The sequence below is a fragment of the Scandinavium sp. genome, from assembly GCF_036271055.1.
GTDB lineage: Bacteria > Pseudomonadota > Gammaproteobacteria > Enterobacterales > Enterobacteriaceae > Scandinavium.
This window is the reverse complement of sequence record NZ_DATBBJ010000033.1, coordinates 1-23,373: the sequence shown is the minus strand read 5'-3', so window position 1 is coordinate 23,373 and position 23,373 is coordinate 1. Positions and strand designations below refer to the sequence as shown.

Annotated in this window: 27 protein-coding genes and 1 tRNA gene; 10 read left to right on the top strand and 18 right to left on the bottom strand. The window is 49.8% G+C overall.

Going from position 1 to position 23,373, the window contains the following annotated elements; genetic code table 11:
• Positions 1–141: 141 nt before the first annotated feature.
• On the top strand, positions 142–723 hold the full coding sequence (locus tag VH187_RS05060) for a LuxR C-terminal-related transcriptional regulator (protein ID WP_329700402.1): 582 nt from the start codon (positions 142–144) through the stop codon (positions 721–723).
• 31 nt (positions 724–754) lie between these two features.
• Here VH187_RS05060 and ecnB read toward each other — a convergent pair whose 3' ends face one another.
• The 3 genes from ecnB to efp form a co-directional block, all read right to left on the bottom strand.
• Entirely contained in the window at positions 755–901 is a 147-nt protein-coding gene (gene ecnB / locus VH187_RS05055; protein WP_329700401.1) for a lipoprotein toxin entericidin B, read from the bottom strand.
• A gap of 109 nt (positions 902–1,010) precedes the next feature.
• Positions 1,011–1,145, bottom strand: a complete 135-nt coding sequence (locus VH187_RS05050; RefSeq protein WP_329700400.1) for an entericidin A/B family lipoprotein — start codon at positions 1,143–1,145, stop codon at positions 1,011–1,013.
• A 61-nt stretch (positions 1,146–1,206) separates the two neighbouring features.
• Positions 1,207–1,773 carry an elongation factor P gene (efp, locus tag VH187_RS05045; protein WP_329700399.1) on the bottom strand — a complete coding sequence of 189 codons (567 nt, stop codon included), beginning with the start codon at positions 1,771–1,773 and terminating at the stop codon, positions 1,207–1,209.
• 40 nt (positions 1,774–1,813) lie between these two features.
• Here efp and epmB point away from each other — a divergent pair, with 40 nt between their 5' ends.
• Together epmB and yjeJ are read left to right on the top strand one after the other, a co-directional pair.
• Positions 1,814–2,842, top strand: a complete 1,029-nt coding sequence (epmB, locus tag VH187_RS05040) for an EF-P beta-lysylation protein EpmB (protein ID WP_329700398.1) — start codon at positions 1,814–1,816, stop codon at positions 2,840–2,842.
• Between the two features lie 84 nt (positions 2,843–2,926).
• Complete coding sequence (gene yjeJ, locus VH187_RS05035; protein WP_329700397.1) at positions 2,927–3,775, top strand: YjeJ family protein; 849 nt, start codon at positions 2,927–2,929, stop codon at positions 3,773–3,775.
• A 44-nt stretch (positions 3,776–3,819) separates the two neighbouring features.
• On the opposite strand, the gene VH187_RS05030 is transcribed toward yjeJ, so the two are convergent.
• The 4 genes from VH187_RS05030 to VH187_RS05015 all read right to left on the bottom strand — a co-directional run bounded on the left by VH187_RS05030 (position 3,820) and on the right by VH187_RS05015 (position 6,935).
• Positions 3,820–4,173, bottom strand: coding sequence for a DUF4156 domain-containing protein (locus VH187_RS05030; protein WP_329700396.1), 354 nt, complete (start codon positions 4,171–4,173; stop codon positions 3,820–3,822).
• Between the two features lie 133 nt (positions 4,174–4,306).
• The gene (gene groL / locus VH187_RS05025; protein ID WP_329700395.1) at positions 4,307–5,950 is read right to left on the bottom strand and encodes a chaperonin GroEL; all 1,644 of its coding nucleotides are present in this window, start codon (positions 5,948–5,950) and stop codon (positions 4,307–4,309) included.
• 43 nt (positions 5,951–5,993) lie between these two features.
• Positions 5,994–6,287: a co-chaperone GroES gene (locus VH187_RS05020; RefSeq protein WP_329700394.1), complete on the bottom strand. Its 294-nt coding sequence runs from the start codon at positions 6,285–6,287 to the stop codon at positions 5,994–5,996.
• Between the two features lie 177 nt (positions 6,288–6,464).
• Positions 6,465–6,935, bottom strand: coding sequence for an FxsA family protein (locus tag VH187_RS05015; protein ID WP_329700393.1), 471 nt, complete (start codon positions 6,933–6,935; stop codon positions 6,465–6,467).
• A gap of 336 nt (positions 6,936–7,271) precedes the next feature.
• Here VH187_RS05015 and aspA point away from each other — a divergent pair, with 336 nt between their 5' ends.
• The 7 genes from aspA (at position 7,272) to VH187_RS04980 (ending at position 15,065) form a co-directional block, all read left to right on the top strand.
• Positions 7,272–8,708 (top strand): aspartate ammonia-lyase, encoded by a 1,437-nt coding sequence (gene aspA, locus VH187_RS05010; RefSeq protein ID WP_329700392.1) that lies wholly within the window; start codon positions 7,272–7,274, stop codon positions 8,706–8,708.
• A gap of 122 nt (positions 8,709–8,830) precedes the next feature.
• On the top strand, positions 8,831–10,132 hold the full coding sequence (locus VH187_RS05005; protein WP_329700391.1) for an anaerobic C4-dicarboxylate transporter: 1,302 nt from the start codon (positions 8,831–8,833) through the stop codon (positions 10,130–10,132).
• A gap of 113 nt (positions 10,133–10,245) precedes the next feature.
• The gene (gene cutA / locus VH187_RS05000) at positions 10,246–10,569 is read left to right on the top strand and encodes a divalent cation tolerance protein CutA (RefSeq protein ID WP_329700390.1); all 324 of its coding nucleotides are present in this window, start codon (positions 10,246–10,248) and stop codon (positions 10,567–10,569) included.
• A complete protein-coding gene (locus tag VH187_RS04995) occupies positions 10,545–12,248 on the top strand; it encodes a protein-disulfide reductase DsbD (RefSeq protein WP_329700389.1) in 1,704 nt (567 codons plus the stop codon). Before cutA ends, VH187_RS04995 begins: the two co-directional genes overlap by 25 nt.
• A gap of 36 nt (positions 12,249–12,284) precedes the next feature.
• On the top strand, positions 12,285–12,860 hold the full coding sequence (locus tag VH187_RS04990) for a transcriptional regulator (RefSeq protein WP_329700388.1): 576 nt from the start codon (positions 12,285–12,287) through the stop codon (positions 12,858–12,860).
• Between the two features lie 124 nt (positions 12,861–12,984).
• Positions 12,985–13,060 (top strand) — tRNA-Phe (locus tag VH187_RS04985).
• A gap of 439 nt (positions 13,061–13,499) precedes the next feature.
• Complete coding sequence (locus tag VH187_RS04980; RefSeq protein WP_329700387.1) at positions 13,500–15,065, top strand: sensor domain-containing diguanylate cyclase; 1,566 nt, start codon at positions 13,500–13,502, stop codon at positions 15,063–15,065.
• A 97-nt stretch (positions 15,066–15,162) separates the two neighbouring features.
• Here the strand turns inward: VH187_RS04980 and VH187_RS04975 are convergent, their stop codons facing one another.
• From VH187_RS04975 to VH187_RS04925, 11 genes are all read right to left on the bottom strand, one after another.
• Complete coding sequence (locus tag VH187_RS04975; RefSeq protein WP_329700386.1) at positions 15,163–15,918, bottom strand: EAL domain-containing protein; 756 nt, start codon at positions 15,916–15,918, stop codon at positions 15,163–15,165.
• 36 nt (positions 15,919–15,954) lie between these two features.
• Positions 15,955–16,605 (bottom strand): C40 family peptidase, encoded by a 651-nt coding sequence (locus tag VH187_RS04970; RefSeq protein WP_329700385.1) that lies wholly within the window; start codon positions 16,603–16,605, stop codon positions 15,955–15,957.
• A 144-nt stretch (positions 16,606–16,749) separates the two neighbouring features.
• Positions 16,750–17,697 carry a putative lateral flagellar export/assembly protein LafU gene (lafU, locus tag VH187_RS04965; protein WP_329700384.1) on the bottom strand — a complete coding sequence of 316 codons (948 nt, stop codon included), beginning with the start codon at positions 17,695–17,697 and terminating at the stop codon, positions 16,750–16,752.
• On the bottom strand, positions 17,690–18,559 hold the full coding sequence (gene motA / locus VH187_RS04960; protein ID WP_329700383.1) for a flagellar motor stator protein MotA: 870 nt from the start codon (positions 18,557–18,559) through the stop codon (positions 17,690–17,692). Before motA ends, lafU begins: the two co-directional genes overlap by 8 nt.
• 7 nt (positions 18,560–18,566) lie before the next feature.
• Entirely contained in the window at positions 18,567–19,268 is a 702-nt protein-coding gene (locus tag VH187_RS04955; RefSeq protein WP_414713905.1) for a FliA/WhiG family RNA polymerase sigma factor, read from the bottom strand.
• A 15-nt stretch (positions 19,269–19,283) separates the two neighbouring features.
• A complete protein-coding gene (locus VH187_RS04950; protein WP_329700381.1) occupies positions 19,284–19,754 on the bottom strand; it encodes a flagellar basal body-associated FliL family protein in 471 nt (156 codons plus the stop codon).
• A gap of 12 nt (positions 19,755–19,766) precedes the next feature.
• Complete coding sequence (locus tag VH187_RS04945) at positions 19,767–20,903, bottom strand: flagellar hook-length control protein FliK (RefSeq protein WP_329700380.1); 1,137 nt, start codon at positions 20,901–20,903, stop codon at positions 19,767–19,769.
• Positions 20,903–21,208: a hypothetical protein gene (locus VH187_RS04940; RefSeq protein WP_329700379.1), complete on the bottom strand. Its 306-nt coding sequence runs from the start codon at positions 21,206–21,208 to the stop codon at positions 20,903–20,905. The genes VH187_RS04945 and VH187_RS04940 overlap by 1 nt, the downstream gene beginning before the upstream one ends.
• Positions 21,201–21,596, bottom strand: a complete 396-nt coding sequence (gene fliS / locus VH187_RS04935; protein WP_329700378.1) for a flagellar export chaperone FliS — start codon at positions 21,594–21,596, stop codon at positions 21,201–21,203. Before fliS ends, VH187_RS04940 begins: the two co-directional genes overlap by 8 nt.
• 15 nt (positions 21,597–21,611) lie before the next feature.
• Positions 21,612–22,913: a flagellar filament capping protein FliD gene (fliD, locus tag VH187_RS04930; RefSeq protein WP_329700377.1), complete on the bottom strand. Its 1,302-nt coding sequence runs from the start codon at positions 22,911–22,913 to the stop codon at positions 21,612–21,614.
• Positions 22,914–23,108: 195 nt separating this feature from the next.
• On the bottom strand, positions 23,109–23,373 hold a 265-nt coding region (locus tag VH187_RS04925), incomplete at its 5' end, for a flagellin (protein ID WP_329700376.1).

Sequence of the window (23,373 nt, the reverse complement as noted above, 5' to 3'; positions counted from 1 at the left end):
TTAAGTTCATTTTCTTCGACGATTAAGTGAAATAGGCGCATTTCAGTGCTGAGATCGCCTTTTTGTCTGACAGAGACATTCTCTATGATGGCTCACTGATCCTATTGCATCTGCACACTATGAAGCGCTTACCTACCCAGTATGTATAAAATCCTGATTATTGACCGCTGTAGTTTCAGCCACCTTGGGCTGGAAAAATGGTTACAACAGGTCAATGGTGGTTCATCAACATTTTTGGTCACTCACCTGAACAGCTTATTACTGGCGAAAGCCCATGTCGAAAGCTGGCAGCCGCATTTAGTCATCGCTGATTTCATCAGCTTTCAGCACGATCTTCAGCAGTCACATTTTTTGCCTGCACTATTAACCATTTGCGAACAGCGTTCGCGCCTGATTCGCTTGCAGAGTGAGCCCTTCATTTTTAAAAATGTCGGTGAGACGCTCTCCAAAAAAGCCACGCTCGACACGATTGGGCGAACCATTATGACGATCCTGCACAGCAGGCCAATCGCCAATCCAGCACGCATCGCTACGCCGCTGCTCACACGTCAGGAAGAAAAAGTATTGTCACTATGGATGGATGGCGCCAGCAATCAGACGATTGCCAACGAAATGCAGATCAACGGGAAAACGGTGTATACCTATAAGCGCAATATCCGCATGAAGCTTAAAGTCGAAAATCGTTTTTCGCCTTTTATTCCCTCAGCCGAATGTGTGGAATAGCGGTACGGCCAGACAGCCGTACCGAACATCGTTAGTTCTGTGCTTTGGTCGCTGCACCTGAAATAGCGTTGCCGCCATCAGAAATATCTTCCCCCATCCCTTTGGTCGTATTACACGCCGTAAGCACGGAAGAGAGCACCAGGAGAGAAAAGAACGCAGCAATGGTTTTCTTAAGCATAATGTCATCCTTTTATTGCCAGTAAGTAGTCTTTCTGTAGCAACATAAGCATAGACAAAATCGCCCGTTTTGGATGAAAACAGCGAAATTTTAAGACGATGTGAAGAAATTAACTGGCGGCGTGCGAGATGGAGTTGCCCAGATGCTGGACGTCCTGACCGAAGCCACGGAAGGTGTTGCAGCCTGAAAGCAGCGTAGCGCTGAACAACAGTATAAAGAAGAGTTTGAGTAGACGGTTCATCATCCCTGCTTCCTGAAAAAAAGTCGGCACAACGAAAGCGGTGCCGACTTTTTTATAGCATGAATTACTTCACGCGAGAAACGTATTCGCCAGAGCGGGTGTCAACTTTGATCACTTCGCCAATCTGTACGAACAGAGGAACTTTAACCACTGCGCCAGTGGTCAGCGTCGCTGGCTTGCCGCCAGTACCTGCGGTATCACCTTTCAGGCCTGGATCGGTTTCAACGATTTCCAGCTCAACGAAGTTCGGTGGGGTCACAGCGATTGGGCGACCGTCCCACAGGGTTACGATGCACTCAGCCTGGTCCAGCAGCCATTTGGCATTTTCACCAACAGCTTTCTCATCGGCAGCCAGCTGCTCGAAGGTTTCGTTGTTCATGAAGTGATAGAACTCACCGTCGTTGTACAGGTAAGTCAGGTTCATATCGACAACGTCTGCACCTTCGGCGGAGTCGGTGGATTTGAAGGTTTTCTCAACACGGGTGCCGGTCAGCAGACGACGCAGCTTAACGCGTGCGAACGCCTGACCCTTGCCTGGTTTTACGAATTCGCTGGATTCGACCGAGTACGGTTCGCCATCCATCATGATTTTAAGACCGGCACGGAAATCGTTGCTAGAATAAGTCGCCATAAGGCCCTCTAAATTTGTTAACTGGTAGCTAAGCCACAAAATGGCGCATATTGTAACCCTAAACACCCCATCCAGAGAAGATTGGTTATCGCAACTTGCCGATGTAATCACCGATCCTGATGAACTGTTGCGTCTCTTAAATGTAGACGCTGATGAAAATTTGCTCGCCGGACGCGAAGCAAAACGGTTATTTCCCTTGCGTGTACCGCGTGCGTTTGCCGCGCGAATGCAAAAAGGTAACCCCAAAGACCCTCTTTTGCTCCAGGTTCTGACCTCACAGCAGGAGTTTGTTACCGCGCCCGGTTTTAGCACCGACCCGCTGGAAGAACAGCACAGCGTGGTGCCAGGGTTGCTACACAAATACCGAAACCGCGCCCTGCTGCTGGTGAAAGGCGGCTGTGCGGTGAATTGCCGCTACTGCTTCCGTCGCCATTTCCCTTATGCCGATAATCAGGGCAATAAGCGCAACTGGCAGACCGCGCTGGACTACATCGTAGCCCATCCGGAGCTTGATGAAATCATCTTCTCCGGCGGCGACCCGCTGATGGCAAAAGACCACGAGCTGACGTGGCTGATTGACGCGCTGGAAGCCATTCCGCACGTCAAACGCCTGCGCATTCATAGCCGATTGCCTATCGTGATTCCTGCACGTATCACCGATACGCTAACGGAACGTTTTGCGAACTCATCACTGCAAATTCTGTTGGTGAACCATATTAATCACGCCCAGGAAATTGATGATGAATTTCGTCTGGCAATGCGCAAACTGAAAACAGCAGGCGTTACGTTGCTGAATCAGAGCGTTTTACTGCGTGATGTGAACGATAACGCGCAAACGCTGGCCGAGTTGAGTAATGCTTTGTTTGATGCGGGCGTGATGCCTTATTACCTGCACGTTCTCGATAAAGTGCAGGGCGCGGCGCATTTTATGGTCAGCGATAACGAAGCCCGCACCATTATGCGTGAGCTGCTGACGTTGGTGTCGGGCTATATGGTGCCGAAACTGGCCCGTGAGATTGGCGGTGAACCAAGCAAAACGCCGCTCGATTTACAGCTACGTCAAAGCTAGCGCCAGACTAAAAGTCCGGAAACCGACTCTTCCCCACTTCCTGCGGGTGTTATTTTAGCCCCCGCTTAAATCAGGGAGAACAAGATGAGCTCAACCATTTCCGGCATCAACACTGGCGTCATTCGCCATGGCGACCAATTTCTGGCGCTGGCGTTAAAAATCAATCATCCACACGAACAGCAGTTACTGTTTATCCCCGCTTTGCTGTTGCGCGATCTGTTTATCTGCTTTGAATACCGGCTGCACCTGCAAAACCAGCGCAATGCCAAAGACAAGGCCGCCTTCAAAAAGCAGCAGGAAACCGCCACAGCGGCGATGCATAAGCATATTCCCACGCTGACTCAGAGCGAACTGCTGCAGGCAGATGTGCGACAACGCGTTGAGAAAATTGAACCGCAAAATAAAAATAAAACTGCATTGCAGTTGGCGTTGACGCTTCAGGGTGGTAATCAGGTCTCGCTAACGATCGATGATGCGCAAATCGCGTTATTCGTTAGCGCGATAACGCATGCGATTAACAACGCTGGAATGCACCCGCTGTCGCTGCGCCTTTCTTCGTTGCTGGATTTTTTACCGCTGTACGATGCTGATATTCAGTCCGACGACAAATTCGAGTATGACACTTATACCCACCCCGCCTGGAAGCTCTCGCTTTTCAGCGAAACAGTGGCGTTGGTGTATCACTACACAGATGAACACGGTGAAAAACAGGTGTGCGGTACGGTGGTTAAATCCCGCTATCGGGGCGACAACAAAGAAATACTGGCTATCGCTCAACGGCTGCTGGCGTTTAGTCCACGACTAAAAAAGCTGGAAGGAAAACCGTGTCAGGTTTCGGTGAGCACACTGGCTTCAGGAGCCACCCATGTACCGCGCGAAAACTGCTTGCGGGCGATGCATGCTCTTTGGCAAAAATCGATAAACACTAAATAACAAAACGCCCTCAAGGTTGAGGGCGTATTCAGAACTGAAAAATATCAGTTAGGGCATTTATAAACCTGGCCGATCATTTCGCTGTCGGTCGGTACAAAGCTTGAAAGCATGCCTTGTGTCGGGCTGCTTACACCGTAAATGACGTTTCCGCCCAATGCCGCAGCCTGATTACGCAGTGCGTTTGCCGCGCCACGCATAGAACCGCCTTCTTCACCATGCTGACCAGAGAGCCAGTTGCTCTGCTTGCCTGTTGCGGTGCCGACCAGTTGGCATTCGGTGCCCGGTTTGTCTTCAACAAAGCGAACATTTTGCCCGCCTGCGGTCAGTTCATTGCTGGAACTGCAGCCTGCCAGCACTAAAGCGGCACCGACGATCCCTGCACAGACTATTACGCGCATGTTATTCCTCGTTATTGATGGGCTGGACACAACTTGTCCGTGTGAACGTTATACTAAAAAGATGACCAAAAGAAAAACCCCCGTGACATTATATGCCACAGGGGTTTATTTCTGGATGAATGAGTGGGGCGAATTACATCATTCCGCCCATGCCACCCATACCGCCCATACCACCCGCACCTAAATCAGGCGCATCACCTTTTGGCAGGTCAGTGACCATACATTCGGTGGTGATCATCAGGCCAGCAACGGATGCCGCGTACTGCAGCGCAGAACGGGTTACTTTGGTTGGATCCAGGATACCCATGTCGATCATGTTGCCGTATTCTTCGGTCGCTGCGTTGTAACCATAGTTACCGTCGCCCGCTTTCACGGTGTTCGCGACAACTGATGGCTCTTCACCACAGTTCAGCACGATCTGACGCAGTGGGGATTCCATTGCGCGCAGCGCAACTTTGATACCCACGTTCTGGTCTTCGTTCAGGCCACGCAGCTCACCCAGCTTGCTTGCAACACGGATCAGCGCAACGCCGCCGCCTGCAACCACGCCTTCTTCTACTGCAGCACGGGTAGCGTGCAGAGCATCTTCAACGCGTGCTTTCTTCTCTTTCATTTCAACTTCAGTTGCAGCGCCTACTTTGATAACGGCAACGCCGCCTGCCAGTTTCGCTACACGTTCCTGCAGTTTTTCACGATCGTAATCAGAGGTGGCTTCTTCAATCTGCTGACGAATCTGAGTCACACGACCCTGGATTGCCGCTTCTTCACCCACGCCATCGATGATGGTGGTGGTGTCTTTGTTGATAACAACACGTTTCGCCTGACCCAGATCTTCCAGCGTCGCTTTTTCCAGCTCCATACCGATCTCTTCAGAGATAACAGTACCGCCAGTCAGGGTTGCGATGTCCTGCAGCATAGCTTTACGACGATCGCCGAAGCCTGGTGCTTTAACCGCAGCCACTTTCACGATGCCACGCATGGTGTTAACCACCAGCGTCGCCAGCGCTTCGCCTTCAACGTCTTCTGCAACGATAACCAGCGGTTTGCCTGCTTTCGCAACGGCTTCCAGCACTGGCAGCATTTCGCGGATGTTGGAGATTTTTTTGTCAGCCAGCAGGATGAACGGGCTTTCCAGCTCAACAGCGCCAGTTTCTGGCTTGTTGATGAAATATGGGGACAGGTAGCCACGGTCAAACTGCATACCTTCAACTACGTCCAGTTCGTCTTGCAGACCAGTACCGTCTTCAACGGTGATAACGCCTTCTTTACCGACTTTATCCATCGCTTCAGCGATGAGTTTACCTACGGTTTCGTCGGAGTTAGCAGAGATAGTACCAACCTGAGCGATAGCTTTAGAATCAGAGCAAGGCACGGACAGGGTTTTCAGTTCTTCAACCGCTGCCGCAACAGCTTTGTCGATACCGCGTTTCAGGTCCATCGGGTTCATGCCAGCCGCAACAGCTTTCAGACCTTCAGTGATGATGGACTGAGCCAGTACGGTTGCAGTGGTGGTGCCGTCGCCTGCTGCGTCGTTCGCTTTAGAGGCCACTTCTTTTACCATCTGCGCGCCCATGTTTTCGAACTTGTCTTCCAGTTCGATTTCACGTGCTACAGAAACACCGTCTTTAGTAATCGTCGGAGCACCGAAAGATTTATCCAGAACCACGTTACGGCCTTTAGGGCCCAGGGTTACTTTCACTGCATCTGCCAGTACGTTTACGCCGCGCAGCATTTTCACACGGGCGTCGTTACCGAATTTTACGTCTTTAGCTGCCATTTTCTCTTTCCCTTAAATTCGTATGTTCAGTGTCGCGCGTGGATTACGCTTCAACAATTGCCAGAATGTCGCTTTCGGACATGATCAGCACTTCTTGGTTGTCGATCTTCTCGGACTTCACGCCGTAGCCATCGTTGAAAATCACGATGTCGCCTACTTTCACGTCCAGCGGTTGCACAGAACCGTTATCCAGGATGCGGCCTTTACCGACAGCGATGATTTCGCCACGAGTTGATTTGCCTGCCGCAGCGCCGGTCAGAACGATGCCGCCTGCAGATTTGGATTCAACTTCTTTACGTTTGACGATCACACGATCATGTAACGGACGAATACTCATTGATAGCTCTCCTTTGAGAAGGTCTTTATCAGTTATGGGTGACGCCGGGCCGCAATCGGTTTACCGGCTAGTGACCTGAGAGATGGGGGCCGCCTCACGCACCTTCAAGGGGCAAATCCAAAAAAAATTTTTAACGCGGCATTAATCACAAAAGGCTTGCGCCCCAGGTAAAAGGAATTACTGGTCGTCTTTATCTTCCAGACGATTACGTGGGTCATCTTTACGCTGATATTCCCCTTCAAACGTATCTCCGTTCGAACCACCCGCAGTGAATCCACCGCCCGGCGTGCGCGCAAAGCGCAGGTGTGGCATCAGCTTAAGCGTCAGATGTTTTTGCACAGGCGGCAGTAACAGCAACATGCCGAGGAAATCGGTGAAGAAGCCTGGCAGCACCAACAGCAGACCGGCAATAATCAGCGAGACGCTTTTGATCATTTCCGCCGCAGGGCTTTCACCTGCCTGCATTTTTTGCTGCATCAGCATAAAGTTTTTGAAGCCCTGGTTACGCACCAGCGACATCCCGATGACTGAGGTGAAAATCACCAGCAGCAGGGTCATCAATACGCCCAACACGTGTGCGACCTGAATAAAAATCGAGATCTCGATGTAGACGTATAAGAAAACGGCAAGTAAAGGTATCCAGCGCACTGGTGTCTCCTGTTAAGCAACCGCCGCTTTCGGCGACGGTTTAAATGAGTTTGCGATTCGCATGATCTGGAGATGGAGGCAAAATCACCATTTTCAATCGGCGCAGCCGTTCTTTTTTCCCCTACACTCTTTGCGGTGATTCATTTCACAGATTAATAAATCTGATGCGAATCGGCGCATAATAAGTGATCCAGATTACGGCAATTCGCTATTATCAGCATATGATCATGGGCTCTGGGTCGATTAAGGAAATAATCGTCGGCCAAAAAACACACATGACCCCACTCATCCTGTGTGTTGAGCAAATTCATTAGCAGCTTAATCAAGAAGGTTCACATGTTAAACAACATTCGTATCGAAGAAGACTTGTTGGGTACCAGGGAAGTTCCAGCGGACGCTTACTACGGCATCCACACTCTTAGAGCGATTGAAAACTTCTACATCAGTAACAGCAAAATCAGCGACATCCCCGAGTTTGTCCGTGGAATGGTCATGGTGAAGAAGGCCGCCGCACTGGCAAATAAAGAGCTGCACACCATTCCTAAAGGTGTCGCTAACGCCATTATTGCCGCATGTGATGAAGTCCTGAATAACGGCAAATGCATGGATCAGTTCCCGGTCGACGTCTATCAGGGCGGCGCGGGGACTTCCGTGAACATGAACACCAACGAAGTGCTGGCGAACATCGGTCTGGAGCTGATGGGGCATCAGAAAGGGGAATATCAGTACCTGAACCCTAACGATCACGTGAACAAATGCCAGTCCACCAACGACGCATACCCAACCGGTTTCCGCATCGCGGTCTATGCCTCTGTGACCAAACTGATTGATGCCATCAATCAATTAGGCGACGGCTTCCAGCGCAAATCCGTTGAGTTCGAAGACGTGCTTAAAATGGGTCGCACCCAGTTGCAGGACGCAGTGCCGATGACACTCGGTCAGGAGTTCCACGCGTTCAACGTGCTGCTGAACGAAGAAACCAAAAACCTGCTGCGCACTGCGGAGTTACTACTGGAAGTGAACCTCGGTGCGACCGCTATCGGCACACGCCTGAATACGCCGGACGGCTATCAGCAACTGGCGGTGCAGAAACTGGCGGAAGTCTCCAACATGCCGGTTGTGCCTGCCGAAGATCTGATTGAAGCCACCTCCGACTGTGGCGCGTATGTGATGGTACACAGCGCCCTGAAACGCCTGGCGGTGAAGCTGTCGAAAATCTGTAACGACCTGCGCCTGCTCTCTTCCGGCCCACGCGCGGGCCTGAACGAAATCAATCTGCCAGAGCTGCAAGCAGGCTCGTCTATCATGCCAGCCAAAGTGAACCCGGTGGTGCCAGAAGTCGTCAATCAGGTGTGCTTCAAGGTTATCGGCAACGACATTACCGTGACCATGGCATCCGAAGCGGGTCAGCTCCAGCTGAACGTCATGGAACCAGTCATTGGTCAGGCGATGTTTGAGTCCATCCACATTCTGACCAACGCCTGCTACAACCTGCTGGAAAAATGCATCAACGGCATTACCGCCAACAAAGCGGTGTGCGAGAGCTATGTCTACAACTCCATCGGCATCGTCACTTATCTCAACCCGTTCATCGGCCACCACAACGGCGATATCGTCGGCAAAATTTGTGCGGAAACCGGCAAGAGCGTACGTGAAGTGGTGTTGGAGCGCGGTTTGCTCACCGAAGCGGAACTGGACGATATCTTCTCCCCGCAAAACCTGATGCACCCGGCTTATAAAGCTAAGCGCTTTACCGATGAAAGCGAACAGTAATAATTCAGGTTAACATTATGTAAGGCACGTCAGCGGTGACGTGCCTTTTTTCATTTTTGGAACATCAAAAAAATAACATTTACGTATCCAACATCTAACATTCAACATTCAAGGAAGCGGTCATGATAGTCATCGAACTTATCATTGTATTAGCGGCGATTTTTCTCGGCGCAAGGTTAGGAGGCATTGGTATCGGTTACGCGGGCGGTTTGGGCGTGTTGGTGCTGGCAATTATTGGCGTGAAACCAGGGCATATCCCGTTTGACGTTATCTCAATAATCATGGCGGTGATTGCGGCGATTTCTGCCATGCAGATCGCTGGCGGCCTCGATTACCTCGTCAATCAAACCGAAAAGCTGCTGCGTAAGAACCCAAAATACATCACCATTCTTGCGCCGATCGTCACCTATTTCCTGACCGTTTTCGCAGGCACCGGTAATATCTCCCTGGCAACGCTGCCCGTGATTGCCGAAGTGGCGAAAGAGCAAGGCATCAAGCCCTGCCGTCCACTTTCAACAGCCGTTGTTTCTGCTCAGATAGCCATTACCGCATCACCCATTTCCGCTGCGGTGGTGTATATGTCTTCGGTGATGGAAGGCCACGGTATCAGCTATATTCATCTGCTGTCGGTGGTTATCCCGTCGACATTGATGGCGGTACTGCTGATGTCTTTCCTCGTCACCATGCTGTTTAACTCAAAACTCTCCGACGACCCGGTGTACCTGAAACGTCTGGAAGAAGGCCTGGTTGAACTGCGCGGCGAACGCCAGATGGAAATCAAACCGCGCGCCAAACTTTCAGTGCTGATGTTCCTGCTCGGCGTTGTGTGCGTAGTGGCTTATGCCATCATTAACAGTCCAAGTCTGGGCCTCGTCGCCACACCACTCATGAACACGACTAACGCTATTTTGATTATCATGCTGAGCGTCGCGACACTCACCACAATCTTGTGCCGCGTCGAAACCGACAGCATTCTCAGCTCCAGCACCTTTAAAGCCGGGATGAGCGCCTGTATCTGTATTCTGGGCGTGGCGTGGCTGGGCGATACTTTTGTGTCCGCGAATATTGACTGGATCAAAGAGACTGCGGGAACCGTTATTCAGGGCCATCCATGGCTGCTGGCCGTTATCTTCTTCTTCGCTTCTGCGCTGCTCTATTCTCAGGCGGCAACGGCGAAAGCACTGATGCCAATGGCGCTGGCGCTGAACGTCTCTCCACTGACGGCGGTCGCATCCTTTGCGGCGGTATCTGGCCTGTTTATTCTGCCGACGTACCCGACACTCGTCGCCGCGGTGCAAATGGATGACACCGGCACCACACGCATTGGTCGCTTCGTATTTAACCATCCGTTCTTTATCCCGGGCACTATGGGCGTGATTTTCTCCGTGTGCTTTGGTTTTGTGCTCGGCAGCCTCATTCTGTAAAGCACACCCGCGTGTAAAAATCCTTAAAGTCGGGCCGCTCAGCGGCCCGAGTCATTCCTCCCCCGCCAGCGCATCGTGCTATAGTGCCTTTTTTCGCCGATACGAGGTTGACGATGACCCTGCCCGACGCCGTTGTTGTGCTCTGTACCGCCCCGGATGAAGCGACCGCTCAGGACCTGGCAGCCAAAGTATTGGCTGAAAAGCTGGCGGCTTGTGTCACGCTGTTACCGGGTGCCACATCGCTCTACTACTGGGAAGGCAAGCTCGAACAGGAGTATGAAGTGCAGATGCTGCTGAAATCCGACACGGAACACCAGCAGGCATTGCTCGACTGCCTGAAGTCACATCACCCGTATCAGACGCCAGAATTGCTGGTTTTACCCGTTTCCCACGGAGACAAAGATTACCTCTCATGGCTCAACGATTCCTTACGCTGATCCTGCTGCTGTGCAGCACCACAGCCTTCGCCGGGCTGTTTGACGCGCCCGGTCGCTCCAATTTCATACCTGCCGATCAAGCTTTTGCCTTCGATTTTCAGCAGAACGCCCACGACCTTAATCTGAGCTGGCAGATCAAAGACGGCTATTACTTGTACCGTAAACAGGTCAGTATCACGCCCGCTCAGGCATCGATTGCCCCCTTGCAATTGCCCAACGGCGAATGGCATGAAGATGAATTTTTTGGCAAAAGTGAAATTTATCGCCATAAGCTGATGCTGCCCGTCACTATCAGCCAGGCGAGCAAAGGCGCAACGCTGACGGTGACGTATCAAGGCTGTGCCGAAGCCGGGTTCTGCTATCCACCCGAAACCAAAGTCATCCCGCTGAATGAAGTAGCCGCTGCGGCAGCTATTTCATCCGCAGCCCCAACCGGCGAAAAAGCGCCGTCCAGTGATACCACCGGGACGCTCCCGTTCTCGGCCCTTTGGGCGCTGTTGATTGGTATCGGGATCGCCTTCACGCCGTGCGTATTGCCGATGTATCCGCTGATCTCCGGGATTGTGCTCGGCGGCAAAGAACGCCTCTCCACGGGCCGCGCACTGCTGTTGGCGTTTATCTACGTTCAGGGCATGGCGCTGACCTACACCGCGCTCGGTCTGGTGGTGGCTGCGGCAGGATTACAATTCCAGGCAGCACTCCAGCATCCTTACGTCTTGATTGGCCTGTCGGCGGTGTTTGTCCTGCTGGCACTGTCGATGTTCGGCCTGTTCAGTCTGCAACTGCCTTCTTCGCTGCAAACACGCCTGGCGCTGATGAGTAACCGCCAACAAGGCGGCTCAGCAGGCGGCGTCTTTGCGATGGGCGCGATTGCCGGGCTGATTTGTTCGCCGTGCACAACCGCCCCGCTCAGCGCTATCCTGCTGTACATTGCCCAAAGCGGTAATCTGTGGCTTGGCGGTGGAACGCTGTATTTGTATGCGTTGGGCATGGGCTTACCGCTGATTCTGGTCACCGTTTTTGGCAACCGTCTGCTGCCGAAAAGTGGCCCTTGGATGGCGCAGGTCAAAATTGCGTTTGGTTTTGTGATCCTGGCGTTGCCGGTGTTCCTGCTGGAGCGCATTATCGGTGACGTTTGGGGGCTGCGGTTGTGGTCGATACTTGGCATCGCATTCTTCGGATGGGCATTTATTACCAGCCTGACAGCGAAAAAATCGTGGATGCGCGTAGTACAAATTGTCCTGCTGGCAGCCGCATTTATCAGCGCCCGTCCGCTCCAGGATTGGGCTTTTGGTACAGTATCAACGCAGCAGCAAGCACATCTGAACTTCACTCGCATTGCCAACATCAATGACCTTAATCAGGCATTGGCGCAGGCCAAGGGTAAACCGGTGATGCTCGACCTCTACGCCGACTGGTGCGTAGCCTGTAAAGAGTTCGAGAAATACACCTTTAGCGATCCGCAGGTTCAGCAGGCGCTGAAAGAGAGCGTTTTGCTCCAGGCCGACGTGACGCGCAACACAGCTGAAGACGCGGAACTGCTTAAACAGTTGCAAGTTCCCGGTCTACCCACCATTCTGTTTTTTGATGCCGCAGGTAAAGAGATCCCAGCCATGCGGGTTGCCGGGTTTATGGACGCCGCCACGTTTCATGCGCATTTGCAGAAACTGGCCCGGTAAACGACACTTTTAAAGGGATTAACGGAGGATAAAGCCGTGCAACGCGAAGACGTATTGGGGAAAGCCCTGCAATTACTTGAGATTAAAGGGATTGCCGACACAACACTGGAGATGGTGGCCAAAGAGGTCAATACTCCGCTCGACTCCCTGAAGCGTTTCTGGCCCGATAAAGAAGCGCTGCTGTATGACGTATTGCGTTTTCTCAGCCAACAGGTGGATATCTGGCGCCGCCAGTTAATGCTCAACGAAGCGCTCACCAGCGAGCAAAAGCTGTTGGCCCGCTATAGCGCGTTGACCGAATGCGTCAGCAACAATCGCTATCCAGGCTGCCTGTTTATTGCCGCCTGTACGTTTTATCCGGATCCAGAGCATCCTATCCATCAGTTAGCGGATTTACAGAAACGTGCCGCCCATGAGTTCACCCATGAGCTGCTGACGAAGCTCGAAGTCGATGACCCGACGATGGTCGCAAAGCAAATGGAACTGGTGCTGGAAGGCTGCCTGAGCCGTTTACTGGTCAAGCGTAGCCAGCAGGATGTCGACACCGCACAGCGGCTGGCAGAGGATATTTTACGCTTCGCACAGTGCCGCTCCGGAGGCGCATTAACCTGACTGTTGGTTGATTGACCTGAATCGCAGCGAATTCGTGCAAATTGCCGCAAAGTTAAGCAAACGCGCTGATTATCCGTGATTTGGGTTGACGCGAAACGCTGATTAGGGTTTAATTCGCCCCGTTGCCCGGATAGCTCAGTCGGTAGAGCAGGGGATTGAAAATCCCCGTGTCCTTGGTTCGATTCCGAGTCCGGGCACCACTATTTAAAGAAACCAGCCTACGGGCTGGTTTTTTGCTTTCTGAGATACGGACTCTCCATCGAACTTCGTTCGATTATTTGCCGCAAGCGGCTCACCCCTTCGGGGCCAGCGCGACAAGCGCGCTGTTCAACGCCTTCGGCGTTAGTCCGAGTCCGGGCACCACTATTTAAAGAAACCAGCCTACGGGCTGGTTTTTTGCTTTCTGAGATACGGACTCTCCATCGAACTTCGTTCGATTATTCGCCGCAAGCGGCTCACCCCTTCGGGGCCAGCGCGACAAGCGCGCTGTTCAACGCCTTCGGCGTTAATCCAAAGAATAAATTCTTCCCCAAAAATCAAATATAATAGCTTCTAATATGAGTCCCATATGAGAGCCTATCTGAATTTAAGAAGCTATATGCCTGTGCCGCTATCCCATGACAGGTCTCACGATACGTTATGGAATGGATGTTAATAATGAAAATGGATAGCTCGAAAAAAATATTTATCCTGTTCTTACTTGGAACATTACCTTTTATATCCTCAACAACTTATTTTTTATATACAACAAATTCAATCCGCAAAAATGAAGTGATAAGCAACCTGAGGAATTTTACTGTTGAGATTGTTAATGATTGTGTCATGGAACCTAAAAAAGCCACGACCCTTGCATTTAATGCACTTGAGAAATCGGCTTTAGTCACTGAAGACTCAATATCGAATTTCGTCTCTAATAAAAAAACCAAAAAAGAGAATGCAATAATATCAACTTTAGTCAATTCAAACGTCTACATCAGTGGCGTTATCGCTACCGACAACGACGATAATTACCGGATCTACCCTCCTTCTGCAACAACAAAGTTCACACCTAGCCAACAGGATTGGTATACATCAGGAGCCAAGTCTGGTGTTATAAATTACTCAGACTACAACATTACCGTCAAGAAGAATGGCAAAGAACAAAAAGTGCCGGTAATGCTCGGTTCCGCCGACATGTATGATGATGATATTAATAAAGTGGGCAATATAACATTAGGTGTAACGTTAAAAACACTAAGTGAGAAAATAAAATCAAAGACAATCCCTTTTGACGGTTCATTTTTCATAGCTAACTTAAGTGGAAAAGTCATTATGGGAACAAATACCAATGGGACCCTTACTTTAAAAGTTCCTAATCAATGGATGAAAAAAGCAGAAAGTAAGGAAGAAGGCTTTTTCTTCGATCCTACTTTGCATAAATACATTTATTTTAAGTCATCGAGCAATCCAGACTGGACAGCATTTACAATTATTCCAGAGGATAGTTTTGATGCGTTTGTCAATAATGGAAGGAACGCATCAATACTGCTGACGATAATTGGCTCAATCTTTAGCATAGGGATATACATGGCAATGTCTACTTATATAAAGTCCCTTCTTACAACCATTTATATGCAATCAAATGGAATTGATATAAAAAAGAAAAATACAACATTCGAAAGCGTCTCGGAAGTCATCTCTGATAAAAGTAAAAAGTTAAAATCAGCAAACACTGCATCTTTCATCGACGAGTTAACGGGATTATTTAACAGAAGAAAACTGTCCCTTGACATATCTAATTTGATTTCATCAGAAAGTAATTTTTTCTTCGCATTGCTCGATCTTGATAATTTTAAAAGCATCAACGACGTCTTCGGCCACGTCAATGGTGATTCGGTACTGAAGTATATAAGCATGTCTGGAATGGAAATTATGGGTGATCATCATAAGATCTACAGATACGGCGGTGAAGAACTGGCGGTAATTTTCAAAGGCAGTAATAAAAATGAATACCTGCAGTTGTTAAATACATGGAGAACCCAGGTCGCACAAAAAAAATGGCGAGAGAAAGGGCTTTCAGCTTCCTTTAGTGGAGGATTCTGCTCCTATTCCAACAATGAAAGTGAGGAACAGTTATTTTCTCGGGCAGACAAATTATTGTATGACGCAAAACGACGAGGAAAGAATCAAATCGTACACCATCAATCACTTTCGCAAGTTATCTGATGATGAAACAAATGGTTTGATAAAAGATAGAGTCACAGCTACGAGCTGTGGCTTTTATCTTTGCGTAACCCCTCTCTCGCGGCCATACCCAATTCCATTACGAACCGAATTTGGCACTGTATATTTCTTTCGGAATAGGACGTGAGAAAAGATACCCTTGTCCCAGGGTGACATTTTCCTTGAGCAAGAATGAGACTTGATTCATTGTCTGAACGCCTTCCGCAATAATGGTGATATTCAAGTTGTGAGCTTCTTTTATTATCTTGCTGGCTTCGTCTAAACGGGTATTGGCTAATAAACTTCGATCCAGTTTGATATATCGGCCTGGGAAGACTTCATTCTTCATTAAGAAATCGTCAATATTGCAAACATCTCCCCAGGCAATATTAAACCCATGACCCTGTAATTTATTAAGATTAGAGATCATAAGTTCCGTAAGTTCACTGTCATTGCCAGTAATCTCCAGAATAATGCTCGCTGGGGCAATTAAAGATTCATCCCCCATCATAATCACAGCATCGGCATAATTTTCCCTTTCCAGCTCAACCCTGGAAACATTAATATTATACAATCGATTGTCATTTTCGACCGAGAGGAAATTACTTATATATTTGAATGATTCCTCGACAACAAAGTGTCCAAGATTAACAATACCTTCGCCATGCTTTTCTAACTGGAGAATAAACTGAAACGGAAGGATTGATTCATTTAGATATTTCCCCCGAACAAGTATCTCGCCCCCGACACACTTAAAATGAGATAGCTGAAATAAAGGTTGAAACCAAATTTCGATAGGAAACGGCTTATGGTTATTTGATACTTTTTTTATAATTCTTTCTGTTGAGTTAAACATACCTTTCCTCAATTAAAACTATCCCAACGAACTGATTTAGTTATAAATCACCCGCCGGGACCCAAGATAGTGATCCTGCCAGAAGTTGTCGGCGAGGTAGCTGATACGCACATTTAGCCCAGTACGTGGGGCCTCGATGAATTTCCCGTCACCCAGATAAACGCCAACGTGATCGGCTTTATTTTTTTTATGAATGCCAAAAAATACCAGATCACCGCGATGCAGTTTTTTCTGTTTCACACGTTTGAAGTTTTTGGACGTATACATCCCATGCGCAGTACGCGGCATTTGCTGTTTCGTGGCTGTGGTGTAGGCGTACCAGACCAGGCCGCTGCAATCAAAGCCCGCCTTTGGTGAGGCGCCGCCCCAGACATAAGGTTTGCCGAGCTGCTTTTTGAGCTTCACCATGACTTTCATCAGTGAGCGCTCCATCTGCCCACTCATTTCCATCAGCGGCCATTGGCGGCCCAGCGCTCCTGGTTTCCAGTGAACCTGGTCGGTGAGATATTCGCGGTTTTCCGCTCGCTCTATCCGCTTCTTCTCGGCATCACGACGTTTCTGTTCTGGTGTCGGCGGTACATTCGCCAATCTGAGCCGCGATTTGGCCATCAGCTTTTGGCGGTTTTTCATCCGCGCGTGCGCTTTTTTATCCACCACTTTGGTGGAGACCGGCTTTTTACTTTTCACACTTATGTGCTTCTTCTTCGCGAAAGCATCAGTCGGTGAAAGAGTCAGCCAGACAGCCAGAAACCCGCACAACAGACGTGCTGCGAGGGGGTAAGAAAATACATTTTTAAAAGCGTTTTTGACGTTCCACATTGTCCTGACTCGCTACTTTCCTTGTGCGATTTTCTCGGTTATCGGCTTTATCACTTTTTCGCCATGTGAACCGAAGAACTGGTACAGCGCATCGCTGGCTGAATGGGTGAGCACCATGATTTCAATTCGCCGATTGACCGAACTGAGGGGGTTTTTCTCATCAAACAACATCCCGTCAGCCAGACCACTGACCTGGATAATTTTCCCCGACGCAAGGCCAGACTCGGCTAACACACTTCTTGCCTGAAGTGCACGTTCACCGGACAAGTTCCAGTTGTTGTAGCCTTTGCCATTTTTATACGGCGTGGCATCGGTGTGACCGGTGATCATTATCTTGTTGTCGACTTTGTTCAGCGCAGGCGCGAATTCGTTGAGCAACTTATAGAAGAACGGGGTGATTTTAGCGCTGCCGCGCTGGAACATTTCCCGCTTGTTGTCATCGGTGATGAGAATACGCAGACCCTGAGGCACGATATCAATCTGCAAATTCGACTGCGCATGATAGGAATCCGTAATGCGCATAATAATTCGCGCCAGATCGTCCAGTTCATAGCGTTGTGTCGATGTTCCACCGGCTTTGCTTTTACTGTCTGTATTCAGCAGTTCCGACAGTTTGACCTTCCCAACATTAACGCTCTGAATATCTTTGCGTGGTTTAGGCGGCAGAGGATTACTTTTGGTGTTCGTCGACATCAGGCTCATTTGAGCCCCGCTGCCAAACTCCTGGCTGACCGGGGAAATATTGTTGCCATTGAAAACGGAGCTGCCTTCCATAGACTCGATAAGCGACTTCGTCTTCTCTTGCTTAATCGCGCCCATGATCCACAGCACCATAAACAACGCCATCATCGCAAGGGTAAAATCGGCAAACGCCACTTTCCAGGCACCGCCATGGTGTGCATGGTGCCCTTTACGAGAAGAGCGCTTGATAATAGTAGTGTGGCCCTCGTTATTACGCATCAGCCTCACCTACCATTCGATTAACCCAGCTGTCGAGTCGGGCAAAGGTCGGTTTGGCATCGAGCGGCAACATTTTACGACCCGCATCCACAGCCAGCAGCGTAGGTTTGCCCGCAACGTGGTTAACCAACACGGTACGAACACATTCCAGTACCGCCATTTTCGTTTTAGTACGCTGTTCCATTGCGCTGGCAATCGGATCCATGAAGCAGTAGCAGAAGAACACGCCCAGGAATGTCCCTACCAGGGCATGTGCAACTTTTGCACCTACTTCGGCAATCGAACCGTCAATGGACTGCATGGTGATGATGATCCCCAGTACCGCGGCACAAATACCAAACCCAGGCATCGCTTCGGCAATACGTTGCAGTGAGCGTGATGGCTGTAGCAACGACTCTTCCATCGCGACCAGTTCCTGTTCAAGTAAGCCTTCCAGTTCGTGCTCGTTGATTTTCCCCATCGCCATCAAACGGAAGTTATCGGAGATAAAGGTAATCAGCGCTTTTTCCTGCAACAACAGTGGGTACTTCTGGAAAAGGGGGCTGTTTTCCGGAACTTCAATGTGCTCATCCAGGGTTTTCAGACCACCGTCCTGCACCAGTTCCAGCAATTCATACAGCAGCATCAGCAACTGGCGCTGATACTCTTCGGTTTGCTCATTTTTCTGCATAATGCCGCGCAACTGACGCAGCATTTCAGCCAATACGTTCTTCGGGTTTGCCAACACCATCGCACCCAACGCGGCGCCGAGGATGATAAGAATTTCACCGGGCGCCCAGAGGGCCATCAGGTTGCCGCCTGAATAAATAAAGCCGCCGGCAACGCACGCAATGATGAGGGAAAGGCCTAATAATTTCTGCATAAGAGGTTCACTTCTGGAAATACGATTGAATTTTTTCAGTAATCTTTTTATTGAGCTGACAAATACGCGCTTCGGTGAGATCAAGCACCAACGCAATTTCTTTCAGACTCAATTCTTTCTGGTAATAGAGCGTCAGGATCAGTTGTTCCCGCTCATCCAGACTGGCGATAGCCGTGTGTAACGTTTTGCTTGTTATCACGTCATCTTCGAGCAGTCGGGTGTGCATGGAGCCGCCCTGAACGCCTTTGCTGAGTAAATCGTCAAGGCTTTCCAGAGAACTTGCGCAATCCAGTTGCAGATGCTCCTGATATTCTTCTGCGGTGATAGAGAGTCTCGCTGCAATATCCTCGAACGTCGGGGTTCTCCCTAGTTCGCGGGCTATCTGGCGAATTTCATCATTAATTTTGTGCGTCTTTTGACGCAAACGACGAGGTCGCCAGTCGAGCTGACGAAGTTCATCGAGAATGGCGCCACGAATACGTTGAGCCGCGTAGGACGCAAATTGTTCATCCGGATGCCCGTAACGACGCAATGCCGTCAGCAGGCCCATCAAGGCAATTTGTTCCATATCATCCCTGTCGATAACACTGTTGGTCTGATAAGCGAGTTGCTTAATCATTTTATGGACCAGTGGCAACCAGGCGTTAACATACTTCGCCTCCTCGGCTGCCGTCAGCTTATCTTTGGCAATAAAATCCATCATTTTCATTACGCCACAATAATATTACTGGTAAACCATTTTGCTGATAATTACATCGGAGAAAGGTTTTGGAGAATGCAATTTATTCAGCCGCTCGGTGTATGCCGCCAATAATTTCTGGCGGACGGTATCCATCGGCATTTCACGCAATTTGTCGTAATCCATAGGGGAAAGCAAAGACACTGTTACCCCACGCAGAACCGGCGACAATGCGGTGACTTCTTTGACGGCCTCTTCCTCAGTTGAGGCAAAGGCCAGATCCATCAGTAGATAATGCTGCCCACTGATTTCACTTTGTAACGTCACGACGACGTTTTTCACTTCAACAAATGTTTTAGGTTTTCCCGTATCATGACTGGAGAAAATATCGGGACCTTTTTTAATATCCACCCCATTTTTTGCCAGCATTTGCGTGCCAAAAATGGTAATAACGGCGGTGAGTACCGAAATAATTGCGGCACCAACAATACCCAGAGCTACTTTTTTCATTGTCATTTTATAAACTCACTACACTTTCAATAAAATCGACTCATCATCCTGATGAGATGAATATTGCTCGTCACTTGCCATGTCCGTACCGGTTAAGACCGACTCGCTGAGATCAGCAAACGCATTTTGACGCTGACCCTGCTGCTGTCCGGAGTTCTGCGAAGAAACCTGAACATTGACCTGGACAAAGTTCTGTTCCACCAGGCTCTGGCGCAATTCATGGCTAATCTGTTGCAGAGAACGGTAAACCTCGCCATGGTTGGCCTGGATATGCACCTGCATACGGCCATTTTCGATCTGCATCGAGATATCAATTTTCCCCATATCCGGGGGATCGAGGCGGATAGTGGCGTGCTGAATTTTGTCTTTGACCTGCACTTGCAGGCGTTCACCCAACGCGGACTGTAATTGCTCCGACCAGCGTGTGCCTTCGTCGCTCAGCTTGACCGCTGGTAGTGAGAAACGGCTGGCTGAATCCGCCCCTGTGCTTTGCGTAGATGTATTTACCGGGCTTGCTGAAGTTGCGTTTGCGCCGTTTACCGCCGTGCTACTGGCTCCGGAATTGAGTGTCGCGACGTCCTGCGCTGACGCAGCCAATGGCTGAGTCATAACCTGTTTGACGCTGGCGCTTGCCACATCTTTTGGATCGGATTTCGCATCTGCAGGTGTTGTTTCACCCATTTTTGGCTGTGCATTCTCAGCCTGTAATGCAGAGAGCTGGGTTGGACGCGCGGTTGCATCCAACGCTTGTACCGCCTTCGCCTCCCCTTCCTGACTCACACCTTCACCACTGCTTTTCAGTGGCGTAGATTTCACGGGATGCTGGCTTGCCGTCAGCAATGCTTCCAGAATCGCCGCGCTGGCGTCTTCGGCATTTTCCCCATCCTTCACAGGATGCTTTTCATCAGCCTCAGTGAGTTTTTCACTGAGCTTAGCGCTGTCTTTGTCACCTTTGCCGGTCAGCGCGGTCAGTAACGCCGCCAGCGTAGTATCGAAACCGGCATCGGTATCCACATCGACACCGGAAGTCGCATCCGTCACGGAACTTACTGGTGGCTGCTTTACCAGGCTGTCCGACCCTGCCACGGCATTTTGTGCCGCAGGCAAGTTTTTCCCGACATTGTCCGGGGAGATAAAGGTGTTAGTCAGCTGCATTACCGATTGTCCTCCGTGGTTACAAACGCGGCATAAGCGCTTGCGCCTTCCTTGTTTTTACGTGCCTGCACCATTTTTTCTTCCAGCACGTCACTTTCTTGCTGGCAATATTGGTAAACCTTGCGGTGTAACGTGCGCAGTTCAGCCAATTGACGGGTCATGGAAGGGCTCATTTTGCGCCCTTTCATGTCACTCAAAAGCTGGGCGATTTGCTTATCGACCTGCTGGAGTTTCAGCCACTCTTTACTGGTAGCCGCTTTTTCCAGTTCACGAGCCAGCCAGGGAATAATGGCCAACTCATCCATTTTGCTGCCCCATTTTTTCCCAGCCTTCACGGATGTTGCTGAGGATTTTTTCAACTTCTTCGATGCTTTCAATAGACAATTTATGGCTGGCGTCATAAAGACGGTAGACACAATAGTCATAGAGATTGGCGAGGGTGAGCGCGAGCTCGCCCCCGTTTTCAAAGTCCAGCGCACTGGTCAGTGCATTAAGAATATCAATGCACTTATTCACGCTGGTGACTTTGCGTTCGAAGCGGCGCGCCGCAATGTGGCTTTTCGCACGAACCAATTCGTCCATTAGACCTTTGAACAGAATCAAAACCAGCTGATGTGGGTTCGCTCCTGCGGCCTGTATTGCCAGATCGGATTGCTGATACTGACCGAAACCTTCCTGGTTGTTTCCATACATAATCTTTTATGATCCTTACGCTAAGCCAAACATACTCATGGTGTTGTTAATCTGCTGCATCGTTGATTGCAGCTGGGTAAACTGGGTCAAATAACGGCTGTAAGCATTGTCATATCGGGTATTCATCATCTCTGTTTTGGTATCAATATCGGTCTGCTGACGATCCAGTGTTTCCTGTTTTCCTTTCAGCAGACCGTTGGTGGTATTCAGATAACGATCCAATGACTTATCCACGGCTTTAAGCATGCCGTCATTGCCGTTGAAAAATTCGGTGAAAGACTCAGGGTCTTTGTTTAGCTGTGCTTCGAGCTTCTCGTTGTCAATTTCCAGCGTGCCGTCTCGCGCCGCTGTGATACCAAATTCGTTGAGTTGATGATCACCATAGGACTGACGCATAACGCTGTTAATCGTGTTTTCTAGCGTCGTCATGCTGGCATCACCCGCAAGCGCACCACGCCCTGAACCGTCACTCCCTGTCGTCGTCAGTGAATCCAGTGTGGTTTGCAGCGTGTTGTACGCATCAACAAACTCTTGCGCCTGGTTTTTGGTTTCTTCTTCATCGGTACCGATGTTGATAACCAATGGTTTACCGACTTCAGTGGTGCCCGTCAGGTTGATGGTGACGCCTTCAACAATGCCTTCCAGCTTGTTGGTGCTGTTCGTAAACTCGAGGTCTCCCATGCCGATTCGGGCATCCTGAGCTTCTGAAATCACAGTACCCGTTCCCAGAACATCTGCTCCGGCACCACTCAGTGAAAGCGTATTTTTCGCACCCGTTTCATCACTGCTGAGCATCATCATGACGTTTCCGTCGGTACGCACCAGCGATGCGGTAACGCCAGTGTTATCGTCTGAACCGTTGATCTGCGCAGTCAGTTCGCCAAGGGTGTTAGCCTCGTCCATATTGACCGTGAAGCTTGTCGCATCCTCGCCGTCACCGAGAGTAATGGTCATCTCGCCGGTCGCGTTTTTCACCATATCGTCGGTCAGATCGTTGAAACCAATCTGCTGTGCGCTGGCCAACTGCTTGACATCGATGTTGTAGTTGCCTTTACGTGCCGCCGAGTTGGTGGTTATCGAGGCAATACCTTCCTGGTTCATCGTCGCCGTGGTCTGCAACATGCCGTTATTCGACTTGTTAAGGCCAGTAATGGCGGTGCGGAAATCGGTCAAAGCTGATTTCAGTTTTGTCAGCGCGCTTTGCTGTGCACTCAGAGTAGATGACTGACGAGACAACGAGCTCTGCGTTGTCATGATGTCGTAGGTCGCCATCTGCGTTGCCATGGTTTGCGGATCAAGACTGCTAATATCGGTCATTATGTTCTCCTTGTGGCTTTCCCACTCACAGTTTTATTGCAAGCATCGTGCCAACTTTTAAAAAGTATTTTTATCAGTGCATTAGGATTAGAGGGGAAAGTGGTTTTCCTTCCGAACCTCAAAAAGCGGAAGTCATTCAGTTGAAACAAAAACACCGCCATGCAGCGGTGTTTTTTTACTCGGAGCGGGTAAAGATTAACCCAGCAGGGACATGACCATGCCAGACATGCTGTTGGACTGTTTCAGCATGGACATAGAAGTCTGTGCCAGCATCTGGTTACGGCTCATGCTTGACGCTTCGGTTGCGAAGTCAGCATCAGTGATGTTGCCCGCTGCCAGGTCGGTGTTGTCTTTCATGTTTGCCAGGTTGGCAGACGTGTGGCCCAGACGGTTGATGTTCGCACCGATGCTTGAACGGATAGTCCCCACGTTTTTCAGGTCAGTATCAAGGCTGTTCATC